Genomic DNA, 15,688 nt, shown 5'->3' with positions numbered 1-15,688 from the left:
CTACCAGTATTTCTCGTTTGACTTGCCGTAGAGTCCCATGATGCGGTCGAGGTCGTTTTTCTTCTTGGCACGCAGATAACTCACGGAAATGTTCTTGTTGGTGTAGTAGCTCACGAGATTGCGGTAACGCTTCATCTTCGAGTAGCAGCGTTCCACCACGTCCATTCGCTCCTTGTCCGTCATGGAAAGGGTCGTGATGTTCACCACGTTCTTCAGTTCTGTCAGCACATCGTTGCTTTCCTCCAGCAGTTTGGTGTAGCCGAAGCCGATGGCGGAGAGTTCCTCCACGGAAAAATTGTCATCGTGCATCATCTTCTGGTAGTTGTTGATGTAGATGTCCGTGATGTCACCCACCATGAGGATGGTCTGCTGCACCTTGCGTGCGTCCTTGACGAGGTTGTTCACCGACTTCAGCGCATCGTAGTACTTCTTGCCCTGCTCGTAAATTTTCACGGTCTCCTTGAAGTTGTTGATCATGTTCTGAGCCGTCGAAGACGTGTGGACGATGTTGTTGGACGAGTTGATGATACTCTGCGCAATGTTGGTAGGATCTATGACAGACCACTGTGCGCTTGCCTTTCCTACCATCAGCAGGAACAGGCAGATTGTCATGATTACTTTTGTTCTCATTTTTACTTTTGGATTAAGTGGATAATGAATTTACTTGTTCTCTTGTTTGTCCTCTGCAAGCTGTCGGATGGCAGCTTCCATGTCGTCACCGAGTTTCTCCGCCAATGCCCTTACCTCCAGTTTCTCACTTTCTTCAGTCGTATAGGCGAGATATTCCTGCGTGGACACCTCTGTGGCATATACTGCCGACTGCGTTCCGCCAAGTCCTATCCATACTTCCTTGTAGAGACGTGACGGGTCGTTGGACTGGTTGATGGAGAGAATCTGCGACTTCTCCTTTTCCGTCAATCCGAGCAATGACTGTATCTGCTCGAACTTGTTCATGAACTTCCTCTGGTCAAGGAGTATCTTGCAGTCTGAGTTGTTGATGATACTGTCCTTCACGATAGCGGAGGATATGATGTCCTCGACTTCCTGCGTCACCACAACCGCCTCACCGAAGAACTTTCTGACCGTCTTATAGAGATACTTGATATAGGAAGCCATGTTTGCCGAAGCTATCGCTTTCCATGCCTCCTCTATCACTATCATCTTACGGATGCCTTTCAGGCGGCGCATCTTGTTGATGAACAACTCCATGATGATGATGGTCGTGACCGGGAACAGGATTGGATGGTGTAGGCTAAGCATCCAGCGCCTTGCCATATTACTATGGTAGGTTTCCAAATGCTCGCCCCCGAACCGGACTTACACATTTCGGCGTATCCGGCTCTCCATTAATTCTATCAGTCTATACTACCGTAATGGACTTTCTTATGGCAGCTACGACATAAAGCTATCGTCTTACGCTTGCGTGCAATCATGTGGCGTTCCCAATCTTCCTTTCCTTGAAGGTCTTTGAGTTTTCTCACATGGTGCATATCAAGTTTTACGTTTTCCTTTCCACACAATTCACAACGGTTTGCCTTTAATCTGTCGATAAGACTTGTTCCGTGGTAAAAGTATTGAACAGGTAATCTGTCATAGCAATCTCCATATTCTTGTTTCTTACGCTTGAACCCATCGTGGTAAAACTGCCTCTTTAAGGTTTGTCCTTTTCTGTTCTTATAGCTTACTGTGAACACTCCGTCTTTCTTGTATTTCTTGCAGATTTGCACTACAGAACTTCTATACTTGGACGCATAGGTTTTGTACATGCTATACTCCATGATATACTTGAATGTATGAAGCGAATGACAATTGTTTGCTATTGAATAGAAGTTATAGATACCTCTTATTTCAGCATTGTATCTTTCCAAGATTTCCAAGTCATCACTGTTGATGAGATATGGTCGGTGCTTAGGCTTGTAAAACTCCTTTCCATTGTGCATCTTTATCTCCAATGCACCATAGTCAAGGAGTTTCTTTCTAATCACTTGCGTCGGCATCTTCAAGTACACCTTATTATTAAAGGGTCTTGTCAATCTGCCAGCCTTGTTTCTCTTGGTCAATACAGATTTGCGGATATAGATTTCATAGCCGAGGAACTTTGCAGACTTTCTTCCATGTGTAATGAGTGTCTTCTCATCTGAAAGTTCAAGCGAAAGCTTCTCGGCAAGGAACTTTTTGATGTCCTGCTTGATGGCTTCCGCCTCTTTCTTTGTTCCAATGACAGCACACAGAAAATCATCTGCATACCGTACATATTTTAGGCGTCTGAAATTTGCATCCATATCCACACCACAAGGAATTTTTGCTCTTTCCTTATCAAAGTGTTTTATTTCTTTGACTATGGATTTGCGCTCTTCCCTGTCTGTTACCGCTTTGAGTTTCAACACTGCACGACTTTTGCCGTACTCAAATTTCACCCTTTCGGGATTGTCTGATCTTTCCTTGCCCTTGTTGAATTTTTGGATGTATTCACGCATATAAGTGTCAAGTTGGTCAAGGTAGATGTTTGCCAATATCGGGCTGATTATTCCACCTTGTGGCGTGCCACTATATGTTTTGTTGAATACCCAATTTTCAATAAATCCCGCATTGAGGAACTTGCGTATCAATCGAAGAAAACGCTCATCGTCAATTCGCTTCCTTAAAATGTCTATCAATGTGTTATGATTGATATTGTCAAAGAAGCCTTTGATGTCCCCTTCTATGAACCAACGTGTCCCATTGAATGACTTTTGAATTTGTTGCAAGGCTGTATGACAACTTCGCTTGGGTCTAAAACCATGGGAATTGTTGTCAAAGCTACCTTCATATATCGCTTCCAAAATCATTCTGACAACTTCTTGCAGAAGTTTGTCGTTGAATGTGGGTATGCCAAGAGGTCGTTTCTTCCCATTCTTCTTGGGAATATAAACTCTCCTTGACGGTATGGGCTGATATGACTCGTCTTTCAACGAAATTATCAGTTTTTCAATGCGTGATATACTCATGTGGTCAATGGTGGCGTTGTCTGCCCCCTTGGTCATGTTACCCTCCTTTGCATAAATGCGCTGATAGGCAGCATAGTACATCTGTTCATTGAAGAGCAGGCGGTAAAGCCGCTCAAATTTATAGTTCGGTTGTCGGCTGTGTATAGCCAGACTGTTTAATACTCTTTCTGAATTTCTCATAATGTCTCACACATTTTTCATTAATTGTATTAAAAGAATTAACTGCCTCCCTTTGCCATGTGCAGGTCATTATCCTGCTCGGACTACTACGGAGGCTCCGTTGCCTTGTCAGATATTCAGAGGTCTGCACCTCATAGCCTTACAAGTGGCTTTCCGATTTAGGCAATCCCCGTTTGCTTGCATAATAACTCTTGCCTGATAGACAGGAGGATATGACTTTCGTCCTTTTCTGCTTATTGCAGATGCGTCGTGACAAGTACATGCTCTATTCTCCTCAAAGACTGGAAAATGAGTGTCACGATACAACGAGTTTAGCTATCTTACGTTGCAGGTACGCGCAGATACCGCTTGGACTATCATTCAATCAGTATAGATTTTATCCTTTGTCTATCTTTTCATCCCACCATTCAGTCGCAATCTGATAGCTGATTGACTTATGGATTTCCTACATGCTACACTCCCCATCGTCTTTCGTTGAATGGATAAGTAGGCGGATGATAGGTCTTTTCAATGTACACTTGCCTAATTCCTTGCTAATGGAATAGTTATTTATGCAGCCTTGACGGGCGCACCCTTGATGGAATCTATCTCGAAAACGATGAACCGCTTGTGCAGCAGGTCAAGCTCCTTGTCTGAGTTAAGCAGATAGTCATATTCGCCACCTTTGTAGTAAGGTTCCAGCACGTTGAGGAATCCGTCTATATCAAAATCTTTCTCACGGACTTTCTTTTCTTCCAGCACCTTGCGGTATTCCGTTCCCACAAACTCATAGAAGGTATTGAAGCATGGAACGATGTCGTTTTCCTCTTTCAGTTTACCGATGTAGAGCGACACGGCATTCGACAAGGCGACCTCTTCCGCTCGTGTGGCAGGCTCGTTGTCCTTCTTCCAAAGTGTCAGGAGCAATGTCTTGATGCTTTCTCGCTTCTCGATGTCAAAGACCTTATCCTCGGTGAAAAAGGGATTGAATGAGATGGGACTCTCATCCGTATAGGTATAGTAGATACCATCCTTTCCGCCTGTCTTTCTGTTGATCATCTCGCAGAGTCCCTGGTAGGAGTTTCCCGTATCCACCAAGACCACATGCGTGCCTTGCTCGTAATACTGTCTGACGAGGTGGTTCATGAAGAAGGACTTCCCGCTTCCCGATGGTCCGAGCACGAACTTGTTGCGGTTGGTTGTCACGCCTTTTCTCATCGGCAAGTCCGAGATGTCAATGTGCAGCGGCTTGCCACTGATGCGGTCTGCCATCTTGATGCCGAACGGTGAGGGAGAATCCATATAGTTGGTTTCCTCCGTGAAGAGGCACACTGACTGCTCAATGAAGGTATGGAAACTCTCCTCTGACGGGAAATCCCCCTCGTTGCCGGGTATCGCTGCCCAGAATAATGTCGGACAATCCACCGTATTGTGGCGTGGCACACATTCCATGCTTGCCAACTGACTGCCCACATCATTGCGAAGATGCTTCAACTCTTCCATATCCTCGCCCCATGCCAGGACATTGAAATGGGCACGGACAGACTGCAAGCCTTGTGAGTGAGCCTCGTTCAGATACTCGTCAATCCATTCCTTGTTGATGGCGTTCTGTCGGCTGTACCTTGACAGCGAGTGCATGTTACGGGCGGTTTTCTCGAACTTCTGCAAGGTCTCGTCACTGTTGTCTATGAATACATACTGGTTATAGATATGGTTGCAGGACAACAGCAAGCCAACTGGAGCGGCAAAGGACAGACGGCAGTCACTTCGGTCAGTTGACAATCGCTCAAAGCGGTTGTCCGTAGATACTTCCGTTGGCAGGTCTTCCGTTTGCGACAAGGTATGAAGGCATAGGTGTTTGTTTCCGATACGCATACCACTTGCAGACAATTCCATGTCCTCCAAACATTGCACGTTCTCCGTGGAGAGCGAGAGGTACTTGCCAACAAGTCCGGTTGTCCGTTCCGTGCCTGTGATTTCATCATCCGTCAGTCTGCGTAAGGAGATATAGCCGGAGTCGTTGATGATTCTTGCGAACTGCTCCACGGCATCGAGGAATCTTGCGACCGTTTCCTTGTCCTTGATTTCCTTGGGGATGATATGCCCACGGCACAAGGTGGAAAAATTGCTCTGGTGTGCCATGCGCTCCTTGGAGGTCTTGGTAAGGAACAGGTAACACTGGTGATGCAGGTAAGGACGCTCATTGAAGTGTCGCTCATAGCTTCTTGACAGAAAGCTCATGTCGCTATTCTGCAAGTCCGGCGCATAGTTCTCTTTCACGAACCAGTCCTGCTTGTGGACAATGCTGTAGTCGGGCAGCACCTTGATAGCCTTGCACCATGCGGCATGTACCGACTCATACTCCTGCGATGTAACCGTGAAGATTTCGGGGAGTGTCACCTCGTAGGCGACCGTGATGTCGCCATCCTTGGAGATAATGCAGCCTTGCTCCACGGCAAGCAACGGGAATTTGCTTTCAAGGGTGCTTGATTTTCTGATATTTCTCATTCTTCTTTCTTTTTATGTTTGAACATTCGGTTTGTTTTCCTTCGGTTGAGGATATAGCGTGGGTGGCTCTTGGAGGCAAGGAGCTTCATCAGTCCATGCTCTCCGTACTTGTTGTTCAGGTGGAATGTTCCCCATACAAGCAATGATCCGAGCGTGAGACCCAAGCCGATGCAGACCAGTTGGTCCGCACCTGCCATATAGAGGACTACCACAAGGAAGAAGACGGCAAGCAGTCCACCTGCGAAGATGAAGAGGTACTGTGCCTTCAGTCCCTTGAACTCAACCGAATGACCGATGCCCTTGTTGATTGGGTAGTCAGCCATAAGTCTTATACCTTATTATATTATAAGAAGAACGAGCGGAGAATGGTTGCGCTCACGATGAGGAAGATGCAGGCTCCGAACCAGCTTGCGGCAGTCTTGCTCGTGTCGGGGTCGCCAGATGAGAACTTGCCATACACCTTGATGCCTCCGATGAGACCCACCACGGCACCGATGGCGTAGATGAGCTTCGTGCCTGGGTCGAAGTAGGAGGTCACCATACTTGTTGCTTCGTTGATACCTGCAAGTCCGTTGCCTTGCGCGAATGTCTGGGATACGGCTGCGAAAATCATCGCAGCGAGAAGAATGATTCTGTTTTTCTTGTTCATAAATCTTTTTTGTCTGTGCCTTGGGGATTGGATAGTCCCGGCTGGCGGTTGATACTTTTGTTTACTTATGCGGCATGATGCCGACTTGTGGATTCAGTGGCGAGCTGAGATTTTAGCCGTAGTCTTTCTTTTTCATTGTCTTGTACTTTTTTATGTTACACAAAATCGAGGATATTGAAGTCCTCATAATTGTCAGGCAACCGGGAACTGATGTTTTCCTCCACCGTATCTTTTTCATTCATCGCTTGGACGGCAATGTTTATGGATGCCTCTATCTGCATAAACAGTTTCTCGTCATTGATCATCCGTGCGAACAGTTCCGTTCCATCCAAATCTTTGAACACTTCTCCAGCCTGTACCATTTCTGCCTTGGATGCCTTTGGCTTTTTCACCGTGCGGACAGCAAGGTCTATGTCCTCAAAGGATTTACCCTTGGCTCGTGGAACATCACCCTCGTCCTCGTCAGAATATTCTGTCGGTACATCCTCTATTCGACAATCCTTGAAAGTTTCATCCAAGTCTTCGTCAGGAATCTGAGCAGAGGATTTTGTCTCTTGTTGTGTTTCCTCAAAAGTTACATCTTCCTCTTTCACTGGCTCGGACATATTGCTTTCTGTCTTATCCTCGTCCTTATTTTCTTTCAAGGGAGGCTTATACTGATACTGGCTCTTGGGAACAAACTCATAAGGGTCTATCGGTGGTTTTGTTTCTTCACCTTTTCCCTCTTTCGGCAGACATCGCTCCTTTTCCTCTCTCATAAAGAACCATATTGTCCAAAAGTTGAACAATACCAGCAATATGATAAAAACATTCTCCATAGGCTTACACTTCGATAGGTTATTTGCCCACAAAAGCACTAACGCTCGTAGATGTTCGCTGCTTTTCCAAATACATCTCGTCTATCACTGTGCCATATTGCTTGAAGTGTTCCGTCAGAACATGGTCAATGTAGCTTGCTATGGACACGGTTCCATCACTGATGAGAGGTATCATATTCGCAATAATATGATGATAGTCCTTGCGAATATAGGTCATTCTTCCAGAACGAGCAGGAAACTCGGTAGGACGTATGAACTTCTCCGTGTATCTGTTACGGAGTGCATTTCCCTTGTTTCCATTAGTGGACTGCTTGCTTACTGTTGTCGTTGGCTTTTTACCATAATTCTTCTTTGTCTGTTTCATGTCTCTTATTTTTATATGTTAGTGAATGTCTTGATATGCTTGCCGAAAGACTCGGCAATATCCTCTTGATAGTCCTCGAAATGAGATGCCAACACATTGTCGATGTAGCTGGCTATCGTCACCTCGTTCTTGCCGATGACTTGTATCAACTTCATGATGCGGTCATGGAAGTTACTGCGGATGCAGACTTGCTTTCCTTTGCGTGCCGTCATTCCCGACTCTCGCATAAAGGATTCCTCATAGTCACGTTTCACAATGCATTCCTTGTTTACTGCAATATCCTTCGTCTTGTTCTTTCTATTTTGTGGAACTTGTGGAGTTGCTATCGCCACATTCTTTTCTGTAGAGGTAGATTTTTTATCCACTTTTGCGCCATCTGCTTCTTGTGCATCACCTTTGTCTTCCATGTCTTGCGACTCATTGGATGTAGCAGCACTTTTAACAGGCTTTGAAACGCTGTAGTCTTCTTGAACCAAGGACTGTATGACAAGGTCGGCATACTCTTCCTCTGCTTTTGTCTTTTTTGCCATGTTACTTATGTTTTGATGATTGTTAATACTTCGTCCACCAACTTGTCAAGATTACTTCCTCTTACAAGGCTCTTGTCTGCGGGAAACACTGTAGAGCGAAATACCGCTTTTCTCTCATTGCCAGTCTCCTTGCGGAAACGCTTGCTGTCTGGCAAAAATGTCTTCAATACAGAAAGTGCATGCTCTGCGAATACCTTTTCGTAGGTATCATACAGTTCCGTCTTTTCACGACCATCCACCATGTTCCAGACAAGATGAATGCTCTTGACGTTGCCCCTTCCGATGGTGATGAACGCCTCATTGATAGTCTTGGCATATCCGATGGAACTTGTCAATACCACACGGTCTGCTATAATCGGCGTGAAGATATGATTCATCTTGGAAACCAAGCAAATCACATCGTTGTTGTTTGCGGTTCCTGGCAAATCAAAGAAGATGAAGTCCAATGTAGGGTGCTTTGCCTTCATCTTCTCGGCAACCTCCAAGGCATCCTCTGCCTTGCTTTTTGTTACAGGATACGGCTTTTTGTTCAACTTCTTGATTTGCTCATAAGCCATCTTCTTGTAATGTGCGTCCTTGACGGTTGCTTCCGTATCACGGCTACGGATACCGCTGATACTGTACTGAGGGTGGTCGCAATCAATAATTGCCACATTGTAGCCCTTCACATAATGCAGGTAACTTGCCACGAGTACCGTGAGTGTCGTCTTTCCTGCGCCTCCTTTTTGGGTGGAGAATGCCACATACTTTGTCTTTTCCATTTTTTTGCCTATTTGGATTATTATACATTGTTTTGTTGGGTTGGTTGCCGTTCTGAACGTCCACCTCTCCGTTTAAGCGTTTGAACGTATTGTTGTTCACATAAGTGTTCAAATGAATATTCAAATACTTGTTCATCCTATGAATTATTCAAGTGGTTCTGTGCGGTTGTTATTGCGTGTCTCTCCGAACATCCAAATGTTCCTCCGCATAGTCTTCCATACAGTAAATTAAGCATCCCAATGAACACCGATTCATCTGAATCACGCTGCAAAATAACAACGAAAAATCCGAAAAACAATGGTTTTCAAATCAAGTGGCAGTCCGTGGCACTGAAGTGTCGTCCGTGGCACTCGAAAACGTTCATTTCCAACACTTTATTGCTGTAATTTTGCACTCGAAAGGCAAAGCGATGGATAGCGAATCCATATCGTTCCGAGAAGAACTAAGGCTTGATGCTCCGCAAAGGACAGAATTTCCCGAACCGTTTCCATTCGGGATGGGGACAGCTTCTTACGAAGGCTAACTTCAATCCATCCTAAGCGGATTTTTATGTCCTCAAAGACATAGCAAGGTATGTTTTGAGTTACTCAAAACCTTTGGAGTTACTCTCCAAAGACCTTGCCCTTCCGGGTTGGTAGCCTCTCCGAAGTCGGGCTCCCCATGTTCCAATCTGACGATAGTTTGTGCAATTCCATTATTGCCGCATGTACCACTTAATCCATTTTAATATGAACACAGAAAGAAAACGAGGGGGACGAATCCCCAAGCTGAACCCGAAGTCGCACCATGTGATGCTTCGGTTCGACGATGACGAGTGGATGAAATTCCTCGTCATGTATGAGCAGACTGACGTGAAGGCGAAAGCCGTCTTTGCCAAGGCACGCATTTTCGGCGAGCCGTTCAAGGTGTTGCGAGAGGACAAGACACTGGTGGAATACTACACCAAGCTTTCCTCTTTTCACTCGCAGTACCGAATGATTGGCAACAACTACAACCAGGTTGTCAAGGAACTCCGTTGTCATTTCTCAGAGAAAAAGGCGATGGCTTTGCTCTATAAGCTGGAGAATTGCACCAGGGAACTGGTCTCTCTTACCCGTGAGATTGTTGAACTAACCCGTAAGTTTGAGGAAAGATGGTCGCAAAGATAAGTTTCGGAAGTTCATTGTATGGCGCACTGGCATACAATGGTGAGAAGATTAACAAGGAAGAAGGAAAACTCTTGGCTACAAACAAGATCTTCGATGATTGTTCTGGAAAGACAAGCATCACCAACGCACTGCGTGATTTCCAGCGATACCTTTCTCCGCACATCAGAACAGAGAAGCCTGTCGTGCATATCTCCCTGAATCCGCATCCTGATGATGTGCTGACGGATATGGAGATGGAGAATATTGCCCGTGAATACTTGGAGCGCATGGGATATGGCAACCAGCCATATATGGTTTACAAGCATGAGGACATTGACCGTCACCACATGCACATCGTGACCATCCGGGTGGATGAGAACGGCAAGTGTTTGGATAGCCGATACAACTACCACAGGAGCAAGGCTATCACCAGTGACTTGGAGGAGAAGTACAATCTCAACAAGGCAGACCGCAAGCAATGCCAGGCAGACAATCCACTCCGTAAGGTGGATGTAAGCCAAGGCTATGTGAAGAAGCAGGTTGCCAATACTGTGAAATCACTCTGCGTCACCTACATGTTCCAGTCCTTAGGCGAATACCGTGCACTTCTTTCCTTATATAATATATCCTTGGAGGAGGTCAGAGGCGAAGTTGGCGATCGTGAGTATCATGGTTTCGTCTATTCTGCCACGGACGGGCAGGGCAACAAAGTTGGAAATCCTTTCAAGGCTTCCAAGATTGATAAGTCTGTCGGTGTGGAGGCAATAGAAAAACGGTTCGCTTATTCTACCAAGAAGTTCAAGGAGGAAAAGAAACTCTCCGAGATGACCCGTCATAGCGTGGAAGCTGTCTTGAAGCAGACGTACCATAAGGATAAGTTCATAGAACTGCTGAAAGCAAAGGGCATTGATGTTGTTTTCCGCCATACAGCTGACGGCCGTATCTACGGAGCAACATTCATTGACCACCGCACCCAAAGCGTGTTCAATGGTTCAAGGCTTGGAACGAATCTTTCTGCCAATGCCATGCAGGAGCACTTCACCTTGCCTTACGAGAACGAGCAGCCAATACCGCTTACCATTCCAAAAGAAAAAGACTCTGGCTTGGAGCAGGAACTTCAAGGTTCTGGCTTGTTCGATGAGTACGGCAGCGGTCTTGGACTTATGGCAGGGAATGGTTCTTCCAACGAGGCACAGGAAACAGCATTCGATAGAGAGTTACGCAGAAAGAAAAAGAAACGAAAAGGGAGAAACCTTTAATCGTATTATCAAGGTATAACTTCAAAACAGAAAAACAATGGCACAAGAAGACGATTTGAGAGCATTGGGAAAAATAATGGATTTTCTCCGTGCTGTGAGTATCATACTCGCAATTATGAATGTATATTGGTATTGCTACGAGGCAATGCACATTTGGGGAGTGACAATCGGGGTGGTTGACAGAATCCTGATCAACTTCAACCGTACAGGTGGTTTGTTTCATTCTATCCTCTACACAAAGTTGTTCTCGCTTTTACTCTTGGCACTCTCATGTCTTGGAACCAAGGGCGTAAAGGCAGAGAAGATGAGTTGGAGCAAGATTTGGACGGTTCTTGCCGTAGGCTTCTGTCTGTTCTTCCTCAACTGGTGGATATTATTGTTGCCTATATCTAATTTGGGCAATGCCACGCTGTACATATTTACAATGACAGCGGGTTATATCTGCCTGTTGATGGGAGGACTTTGGATGAGCAGACTTTTGAAACACAACCTCATGGAGGATGTCTTCAATAATGAGAACGAGAGCTTCATGCAGGAGACCAAACTCATGGAGAACGAGTATTCCGTCAATCTGCCAACACGATTCTATTACAAGAAAAAATGGCAGAGAGGATGGATCAACGTGGTCAATCCGTTCCGAGCCACCATCGTGTTAGGTACACCGGGTAGTGGCAAGTCTTTTGCTGTAGTGAACAACTACATCAAACAGCAGATAGAGAAGGGGTATTCAATGTATATCTATGATTTCAAGTTTCCCGACCTTTCTACGATTGCCTACAACCACATGATGAACCATCAGAATGGATATAAGGTCAAGCCCCAGTTCTATGTCATCAACTTTGATGATCCTCGCAGAAGTCATCGCTGCAATCCGATTCACCCGGATTTCATGAGTGACATTTCCGATGCCTATGAGAGTGCATACACCATCATGCTCAATCTCAACAAGACGTGGGTTCAGAAGCAGGGCGACTTCTTCGTGGAGAGTCCGATTATCCTCTTTGCAGCCATCATCTGGTACTTACGCATCTACAAGAACGGAAAGTATTGCACCTTTCCCCATGCCATCGAACTACTCAATCGCAGATACGAGGATGTCTTTCCGATACTGACGAGCTATCCCGAACTGGAGAACTACCTATCTCCGTTCATGGATGCCTGGCAAGGTGGAGCGATGGAGCAGTTGGCGGGTCAGATTGCCAGCGCAAAGATTCCGTTGTCACGAATGATCTCACCACAACTCTACTGGGTAATGTCCGCAAGCGAGTTTACACTCGACATCAACAATCCCGAAGAACCGAAGATTCTATGTGTCGGCAACAATCCCGACCGTCAGAACATTTATGGTGCTGCACTCGGTTTGTACAACAGCCGCATCGTGAAACTCATCAACAAGAAGGGACAACTCAAATCATCCGTTATCATTGACGAGTTGCCGACTATCTATTTCAAAGGCTTGGATAATCTGATTGCTACGGCACGAAGCAACAAGGTTGCCGTCTGCCTGGGTTTTCAGGACTTCTCGCAGTTGTTTCGCGATTATGGAGACAAGGAGGCTAAGGTGGTTATCAATACCGTTGGTAATATCTTCAGCGGACAAGTCGTTGGCGAAACCGCCAAGACTTTATCCGAGCGTTTCGGCAAGGTGCTCCAAAAGCGCCAGTCTATTTCCATCAACCGTCAGGATGTCTCTACATCCATCAATACCCAGATGGACAGTCTCATTCCGCCAAGCAAGATTAGCGGACTCACCCAAGGTATGTTTGTCGGCTCTGTTTCCGACAACTTCACCGAACGCATAGAGCAGAAGATCTTCCATGCCGAGATTGTCGTTGACACCGACAAGGTAAAGCGAGAGGAAAGCCATTATCAGCCTATCCCTATCATCAACGACTTCAAGGATGCCAATGGCAATGACTGCATGAAGCAAGCTATTCAAGACAACTACAATCAGATAAAGGAGGATGTCAAGCAGATTGTCAAGGACGAACTGGAGCGCATCGCTGCTGACGAGAATTTGAAACACTTGATACAGAAATAAAAACGGCAAAGGCAGTGGAACAAATCTTCACTGCCTTTGTCGTCTTTCTATTTTAATAATGCCTTGCCTTTTTCTGTAAGCATATATTTTTGTCCCGGATGCTTTGGATTTTTAGGGTATTTCATTGAAATTAGACCTTCTTCTAAAGCAGGGGTAAGATAAATTCTCAGGAAATTAACCCTATCCTTCAATTTTAAGAGAGACATGATTTCTTTTACTGAATATTCATTGGTATTTACAACAGAAATCAGCTCCTGAACAAATTTTGTAGCTTGTTGGGTAGCTTGTTGGGTAGCTTGTTGGGTAGCTTGTTGGGTGTTTACCACACTGCTCCTATTATACTTAAACACGACCCACACAAAATTACCATCAGTATTTAATTCTGGAGCAGGCAAGCCTACACGTTTGCATTCATCAACCATTGTACCTATTCCACGTCCCCAACTCTCCAATATCTTGCTCTTATAGAGTACGTTGGCGATAATTGGATTCTGTGGCTTGGAGTCATGTTCCTGCATAAGACGTTCTATAGGCAAGTCGGCAGGAAAAGTTCCTGTATTTCTTATTTCAACACGATCATCGTAGATAGCGATGCTTACAGAACTACCCGGTTGATGATACGAGCGATGGCAAAGTGAGTTGATGCAGCTCTCTCTTAAAGCCTTGTACGGAATGCTCAACTCTTCATCACGATAAAGACCATTTATCTTACCAGACAGTGAGAGATGCTTAAAGAAAAATGCCATTGCGGCATCAATCAATTCATAAATGTTACCTTCCGCACGTTGGTTGTCTATAAACTCTTCTTTTGTTGTTCCTCTGAAACGAGCCATACGCACAAGGCATTGTGGATAGCCATACAAATTCTTGCCAAACAATACTGCGGCAGCATTGTTTAGTTTCCCAACATGGAGCAGACCGAATTTTTTCAAGATTACAGGTATCTCCTCGCGAATGGTTGTTTCTGGAAGTCTTCCGTTTCGTATTCCCTCACGGACAGCACCGAGAATGGCATTCTCATCCAAGTCGCTTATTTCCAAATCAGAGTTGATCATTGCCTCCCAACCATATTTGCCGCCTCTTTCCATTAAGAGATGGTTATATCGTTCTTGCGGCATGAAGGTAGTGGTACTTTCAATACGCATATACGCTCTTCCTTTGTAGGTGAATGGACGCATATATCGTGTACATTCAGCATGAATGCATATCACATACTTATTGGTTTCAGGAATAGGCACATACGCTATCTCCAACTCCACGAAAGGCTCAATTCTATTGACTGCCTCTGCAATGGAACGTTTGGTACTGTCGGAGACCTCCTGACCTATAATTTTGCCATTGTCTTTGACACCATAAAGTATATTGCCACCATCACCATTGAGAAAAGCACACAACGTTTCCATCGAGCGATCTAACTGTCCCGTCGATTCCTTGAACTCCAAGTTGCTGCCTTCCTCTAATTCTGCTATTCTTTCTATATCTTGATAATTCATTGTGTCTGCAATTTTTTACGAACCCAGATGGGAGCCAACAAGATGTCCTTCTGGAAATCGTTTGCTGGAACTTTTTTCAAATGACATTTGATGATATTCATCTGTTGTTCTGTTACGTTTCTTTCACCAATTTCTCTCAGCGCCATTACGATAAGTAACATAAGTCTTGAACGATAGGCAAATGTCCGCATTTCAGAGGTATGCTTGAACATAATGCTTTTGCCCTTACCCAATGATACCTTGCGGGAGGAACCATCGGTAACAAAGACAATATCTGATGGCATCTGTGAGGATAATCCTAATAGAATCATGGCATAAGCACCAGTCGAGGCTATTCTTACCTTGTCACGATTTGCAATACCTTCTGCTATTTCTTCCACAGATGGCGTGATAAATCCACTTTCACATTTTTCGTCAATTATTGGATAGCAATAGATTCCTTGGGCTACCCGTATGATGTCTCTGCCTTTGCATAGACGAACCAAGGCAGACCTTACAGCGTCAGATGAAGCTGTATGGGCAAATAAGTCTGGAAAGAACAACGTTCCCCGTTTGGAAGATTTTACTTTCCTTTTTATTTCATTGTAAGCACTCTTCTCTGCCATATCCATTCATTGTTTTGCCACAAAAATACAGTAAATTTGTGGCAAAACCAAATCTTTTTATTCTTTTTCACTATATAATTTGCTTATATGTACAGAGTCGGCATAAATAAGCAGTTTATCCCCAATAAATCTATAAATTAACTCCGAAAGTTGTTCCTACGGCAAGTGTATTCATCCATTCACCGTTTTTTGCTGTGAGAAGGCTGGAGATTGTAATCAAGGAAGAAACGGATGCAATAGTTTTCCTTAGCTTTGTAGGAGAAAGATATTCCACTTCCAAAACAGACGCCACAATTCTTGGGAACGACATTGTCTCCTGAGAGAGAAAGTTTTGGTTAGACGATATATCCGGTCAATAGCTTGCTTCCAATATTCCATCTTGATGT

13 protein-coding genes and 2 pseudogenes are annotated in these 15,688 nt (G+C 44.8%); 3 read left to right on the top strand and 12 right to left on the bottom strand.

Features of this window, described 5'->3' with window-relative positions:
* The 10 genes and pseudogenes from ONT18_RS07445 to ONT18_RS07400 form a co-directional block, all read right to left on the bottom strand.
* Positions 1–612, bottom strand: coding sequence for a DUF4141 domain-containing protein (locus tag ONT18_RS07445; RefSeq protein ID WP_370867672.1), 612 nt, complete (start codon positions 610–612; stop codon positions 1–3).
* A 48-nt stretch (positions 613–660) separates the two neighbouring features.
* Positions 661–1,245 (bottom strand): annotated as a pseudogene (locus ONT18_RS07440) (TraG family conjugative transposon ATPase); the annotation flags it as partial.
* Between the two features lie 110 nt (positions 1,246–1,355).
* The gene (locus tag ONT18_RS07435) at positions 1,356–3,167 is read right to left on the bottom strand and encodes a reverse transcriptase/maturase family protein (RefSeq protein ID WP_264904756.1); all 1,812 of its coding nucleotides are present in this window, start codon (positions 3,165–3,167) and stop codon (positions 1,356–1,358) included.
* Between the two features lie 561 nt (positions 3,168–3,728).
* A pseudogene (locus ONT18_RS07430) lies at positions 3,729–5,654 on the bottom strand (TraG family conjugative transposon ATPase); the annotation flags it as partial.
* Entirely contained in the window at positions 5,651–5,977 is a 327-nt protein-coding gene (locus tag ONT18_RS07425) for a DUF4133 domain-containing protein (protein WP_118255670.1), read from the bottom strand. The gene ONT18_RS07425 and the pseudogene ONT18_RS07430, both read right to left, overlap by 4 nt.
* Before the next feature lie 20 nt (positions 5,978–5,997).
* A complete protein-coding gene (locus ONT18_RS07420; protein WP_072542313.1) occupies positions 5,998–6,303 on the bottom strand; it encodes a DUF4134 domain-containing protein in 306 nt (101 codons plus the stop codon).
* 155 nt (positions 6,304–6,458) lie between these two features.
* Positions 6,459–7,121, bottom strand: coding sequence for a hypothetical protein (locus ONT18_RS07415; protein ID WP_264904753.1), 663 nt, complete (start codon positions 7,119–7,121; stop codon positions 6,459–6,461).
* Between the two features lie 19 nt (positions 7,122–7,140).
* Complete coding sequence (locus ONT18_RS07410; protein ID WP_134844502.1) at positions 7,141–7,485, bottom strand: DUF3408 domain-containing protein; 345 nt, start codon at positions 7,483–7,485, stop codon at positions 7,141–7,143.
* An 11-nt stretch (positions 7,486–7,496) separates the two neighbouring features.
* Positions 7,497–8,015: a DUF3408 domain-containing protein gene (locus tag ONT18_RS07405; RefSeq protein WP_264904750.1), complete on the bottom strand. Its 519-nt coding sequence runs from the start codon at positions 8,013–8,015 to the stop codon at positions 7,497–7,499.
* Positions 8,016–8,020: 5 nt separating this feature from the next.
* A complete protein-coding gene (locus tag ONT18_RS07400) occupies positions 8,021–8,776 on the bottom strand; it encodes a ParA family protein (protein ID WP_264904748.1) in 756 nt (251 codons plus the stop codon).
* A 729-nt stretch (positions 8,777–9,505) separates the two neighbouring features.
* On the opposite strand from ONT18_RS07400, the gene mobA reads away from it, so the two are divergent.
* Genes mobA through mobC form a run of 3 tightly spaced genes read left to right on the top strand, consistent with a single transcriptional unit; the run spans position 9,506 to position 13,204 of the window.
* Positions 9,506–9,925 carry a conjugal transfer protein MobA gene (mobA, locus tag ONT18_RS07395; protein ID WP_032856281.1) on the top strand — a complete coding sequence of 140 codons (420 nt, stop codon included), beginning with the start codon at positions 9,506–9,508 and terminating at the stop codon, positions 9,923–9,925.
* A complete protein-coding gene (locus ONT18_RS07390; protein WP_264904745.1) occupies positions 9,910–11,163 on the top strand; it encodes a relaxase/mobilization nuclease domain-containing protein in 1,254 nt (417 codons plus the stop codon). Before mobA ends, ONT18_RS07390 begins: the two co-directional genes overlap by 16 nt.
* Before the next feature lie 37 nt (positions 11,164–11,200).
* The gene (mobC, locus tag ONT18_RS07385) at positions 11,201–13,204 is read left to right on the top strand and encodes a conjugal transfer protein MobC (RefSeq protein WP_264904743.1); all 2,004 of its coding nucleotides are present in this window, start codon (positions 11,201–11,203) and stop codon (positions 13,202–13,204) included.
* A gap of 47 nt (positions 13,205–13,251) precedes the next feature.
* Here mobC and ONT18_RS07380 read toward each other — a convergent pair whose 3' ends face one another.
* Together ONT18_RS07380 and ONT18_RS07375 are read right to left on the bottom strand one after the other, a co-directional pair.
* Positions 13,252–14,697: an ATP-binding protein gene (locus tag ONT18_RS07380; protein ID WP_264904741.1), complete on the bottom strand. Its 1,446-nt coding sequence runs from the start codon at positions 14,695–14,697 to the stop codon at positions 13,252–13,254.
* Positions 14,694–15,302 carry a DUF6088 family protein gene (locus ONT18_RS07375; protein ID WP_264904740.1) on the bottom strand — a complete coding sequence of 203 codons (609 nt, stop codon included), beginning with the start codon at positions 15,300–15,302 and terminating at the stop codon, positions 14,694–14,696. Before ONT18_RS07375 ends, ONT18_RS07380 begins: the two co-directional genes overlap by 4 nt.
* Positions 15,303–15,688 lie beyond the last annotated feature (386 nt).

The sequence above is a fragment of the Segatella copri genome, from assembly GCF_026015295.1.
Classification (GTDB): domain Bacteria; phylum Bacteroidota; class Bacteroidia; order Bacteroidales; family Bacteroidaceae; genus Prevotella; species Prevotella copri_C.
This window is presented reverse-complemented; position numbering and strand designations above follow the sequence as displayed.

Coding starts and splice junctions, on each gene's coding strand:
- ONT18_RS07445 (WP_370867672.1), bottom strand. CDS start 612: ATGACAATCTGCCTGTTCCTGCTGATGGTAGGAAAGGCAAGCGCACAG.
- ONT18_RS07435 (WP_264904756.1), bottom strand. CDS start 3,167: ATGAGAAATTCAGAAAGAGTATTAAACAGTCTGGCTATACACAGCCGA.
- ONT18_RS07425 (WP_118255670.1), bottom strand. CDS start 5,977: ATGGCTGACTACCCAATCAACAAGGGCATCGGTCATTCGGTTGAGTTC.
- ONT18_RS07420 (WP_072542313.1), bottom strand. CDS start 6,303: ATGAACAAGAAAAACAGAATCATTCTTCTCGCTGCGATGATTTTCGCA.
- ONT18_RS07415 (WP_264904753.1), bottom strand. CDS start 7,121: ATGGAGAATGTTTTTATCATATTGCTGGTATTGTTCAACTTTTGGACA.
- ONT18_RS07410 (WP_134844502.1), bottom strand. CDS start 7,485: ATGAAACAGACAAAGAAGAATTATGGTAAAAAGCCAACGACAACAGTA.
- ONT18_RS07405 (WP_264904750.1), bottom strand. CDS start 8,015: ATGGCAAAAAAGACAAAAGCAGAGGAAGAGTATGCCGACCTTGTCATA.
- ONT18_RS07400 (WP_264904748.1), bottom strand. CDS start 8,776: ATGGAAAAGACAAAGTATGTGGCATTCTCCACCCAAAAAGGAGGCGCA.
- mobA (WP_032856281.1), top strand. CDS start 9,506: ATGAACACAGAAAGAAAACGAGGGGGACGAATCCCCAAGCTGAACCCG.
- ONT18_RS07390 (WP_264904745.1), top strand. CDS start 9,910: ATGGTCGCAAAGATAAGTTTCGGAAGTTCATTGTATGGCGCACTGGCA.
- mobC (WP_264904743.1), top strand. CDS start 11,201: ATGGCACAAGAAGACGATTTGAGAGCATTGGGAAAAATAATGGATTTT.
- ONT18_RS07380 (WP_264904741.1), bottom strand. CDS start 14,697: ATGAATTATCAAGATATAGAAAGAATAGCAGAATTAGAGGAAGGCAGC.
- ONT18_RS07375 (WP_264904740.1), bottom strand. CDS start 15,302: ATGGCAGAGAAGAGTGCTTACAATGAAATAAAAAGGAAAGTAAAATCT.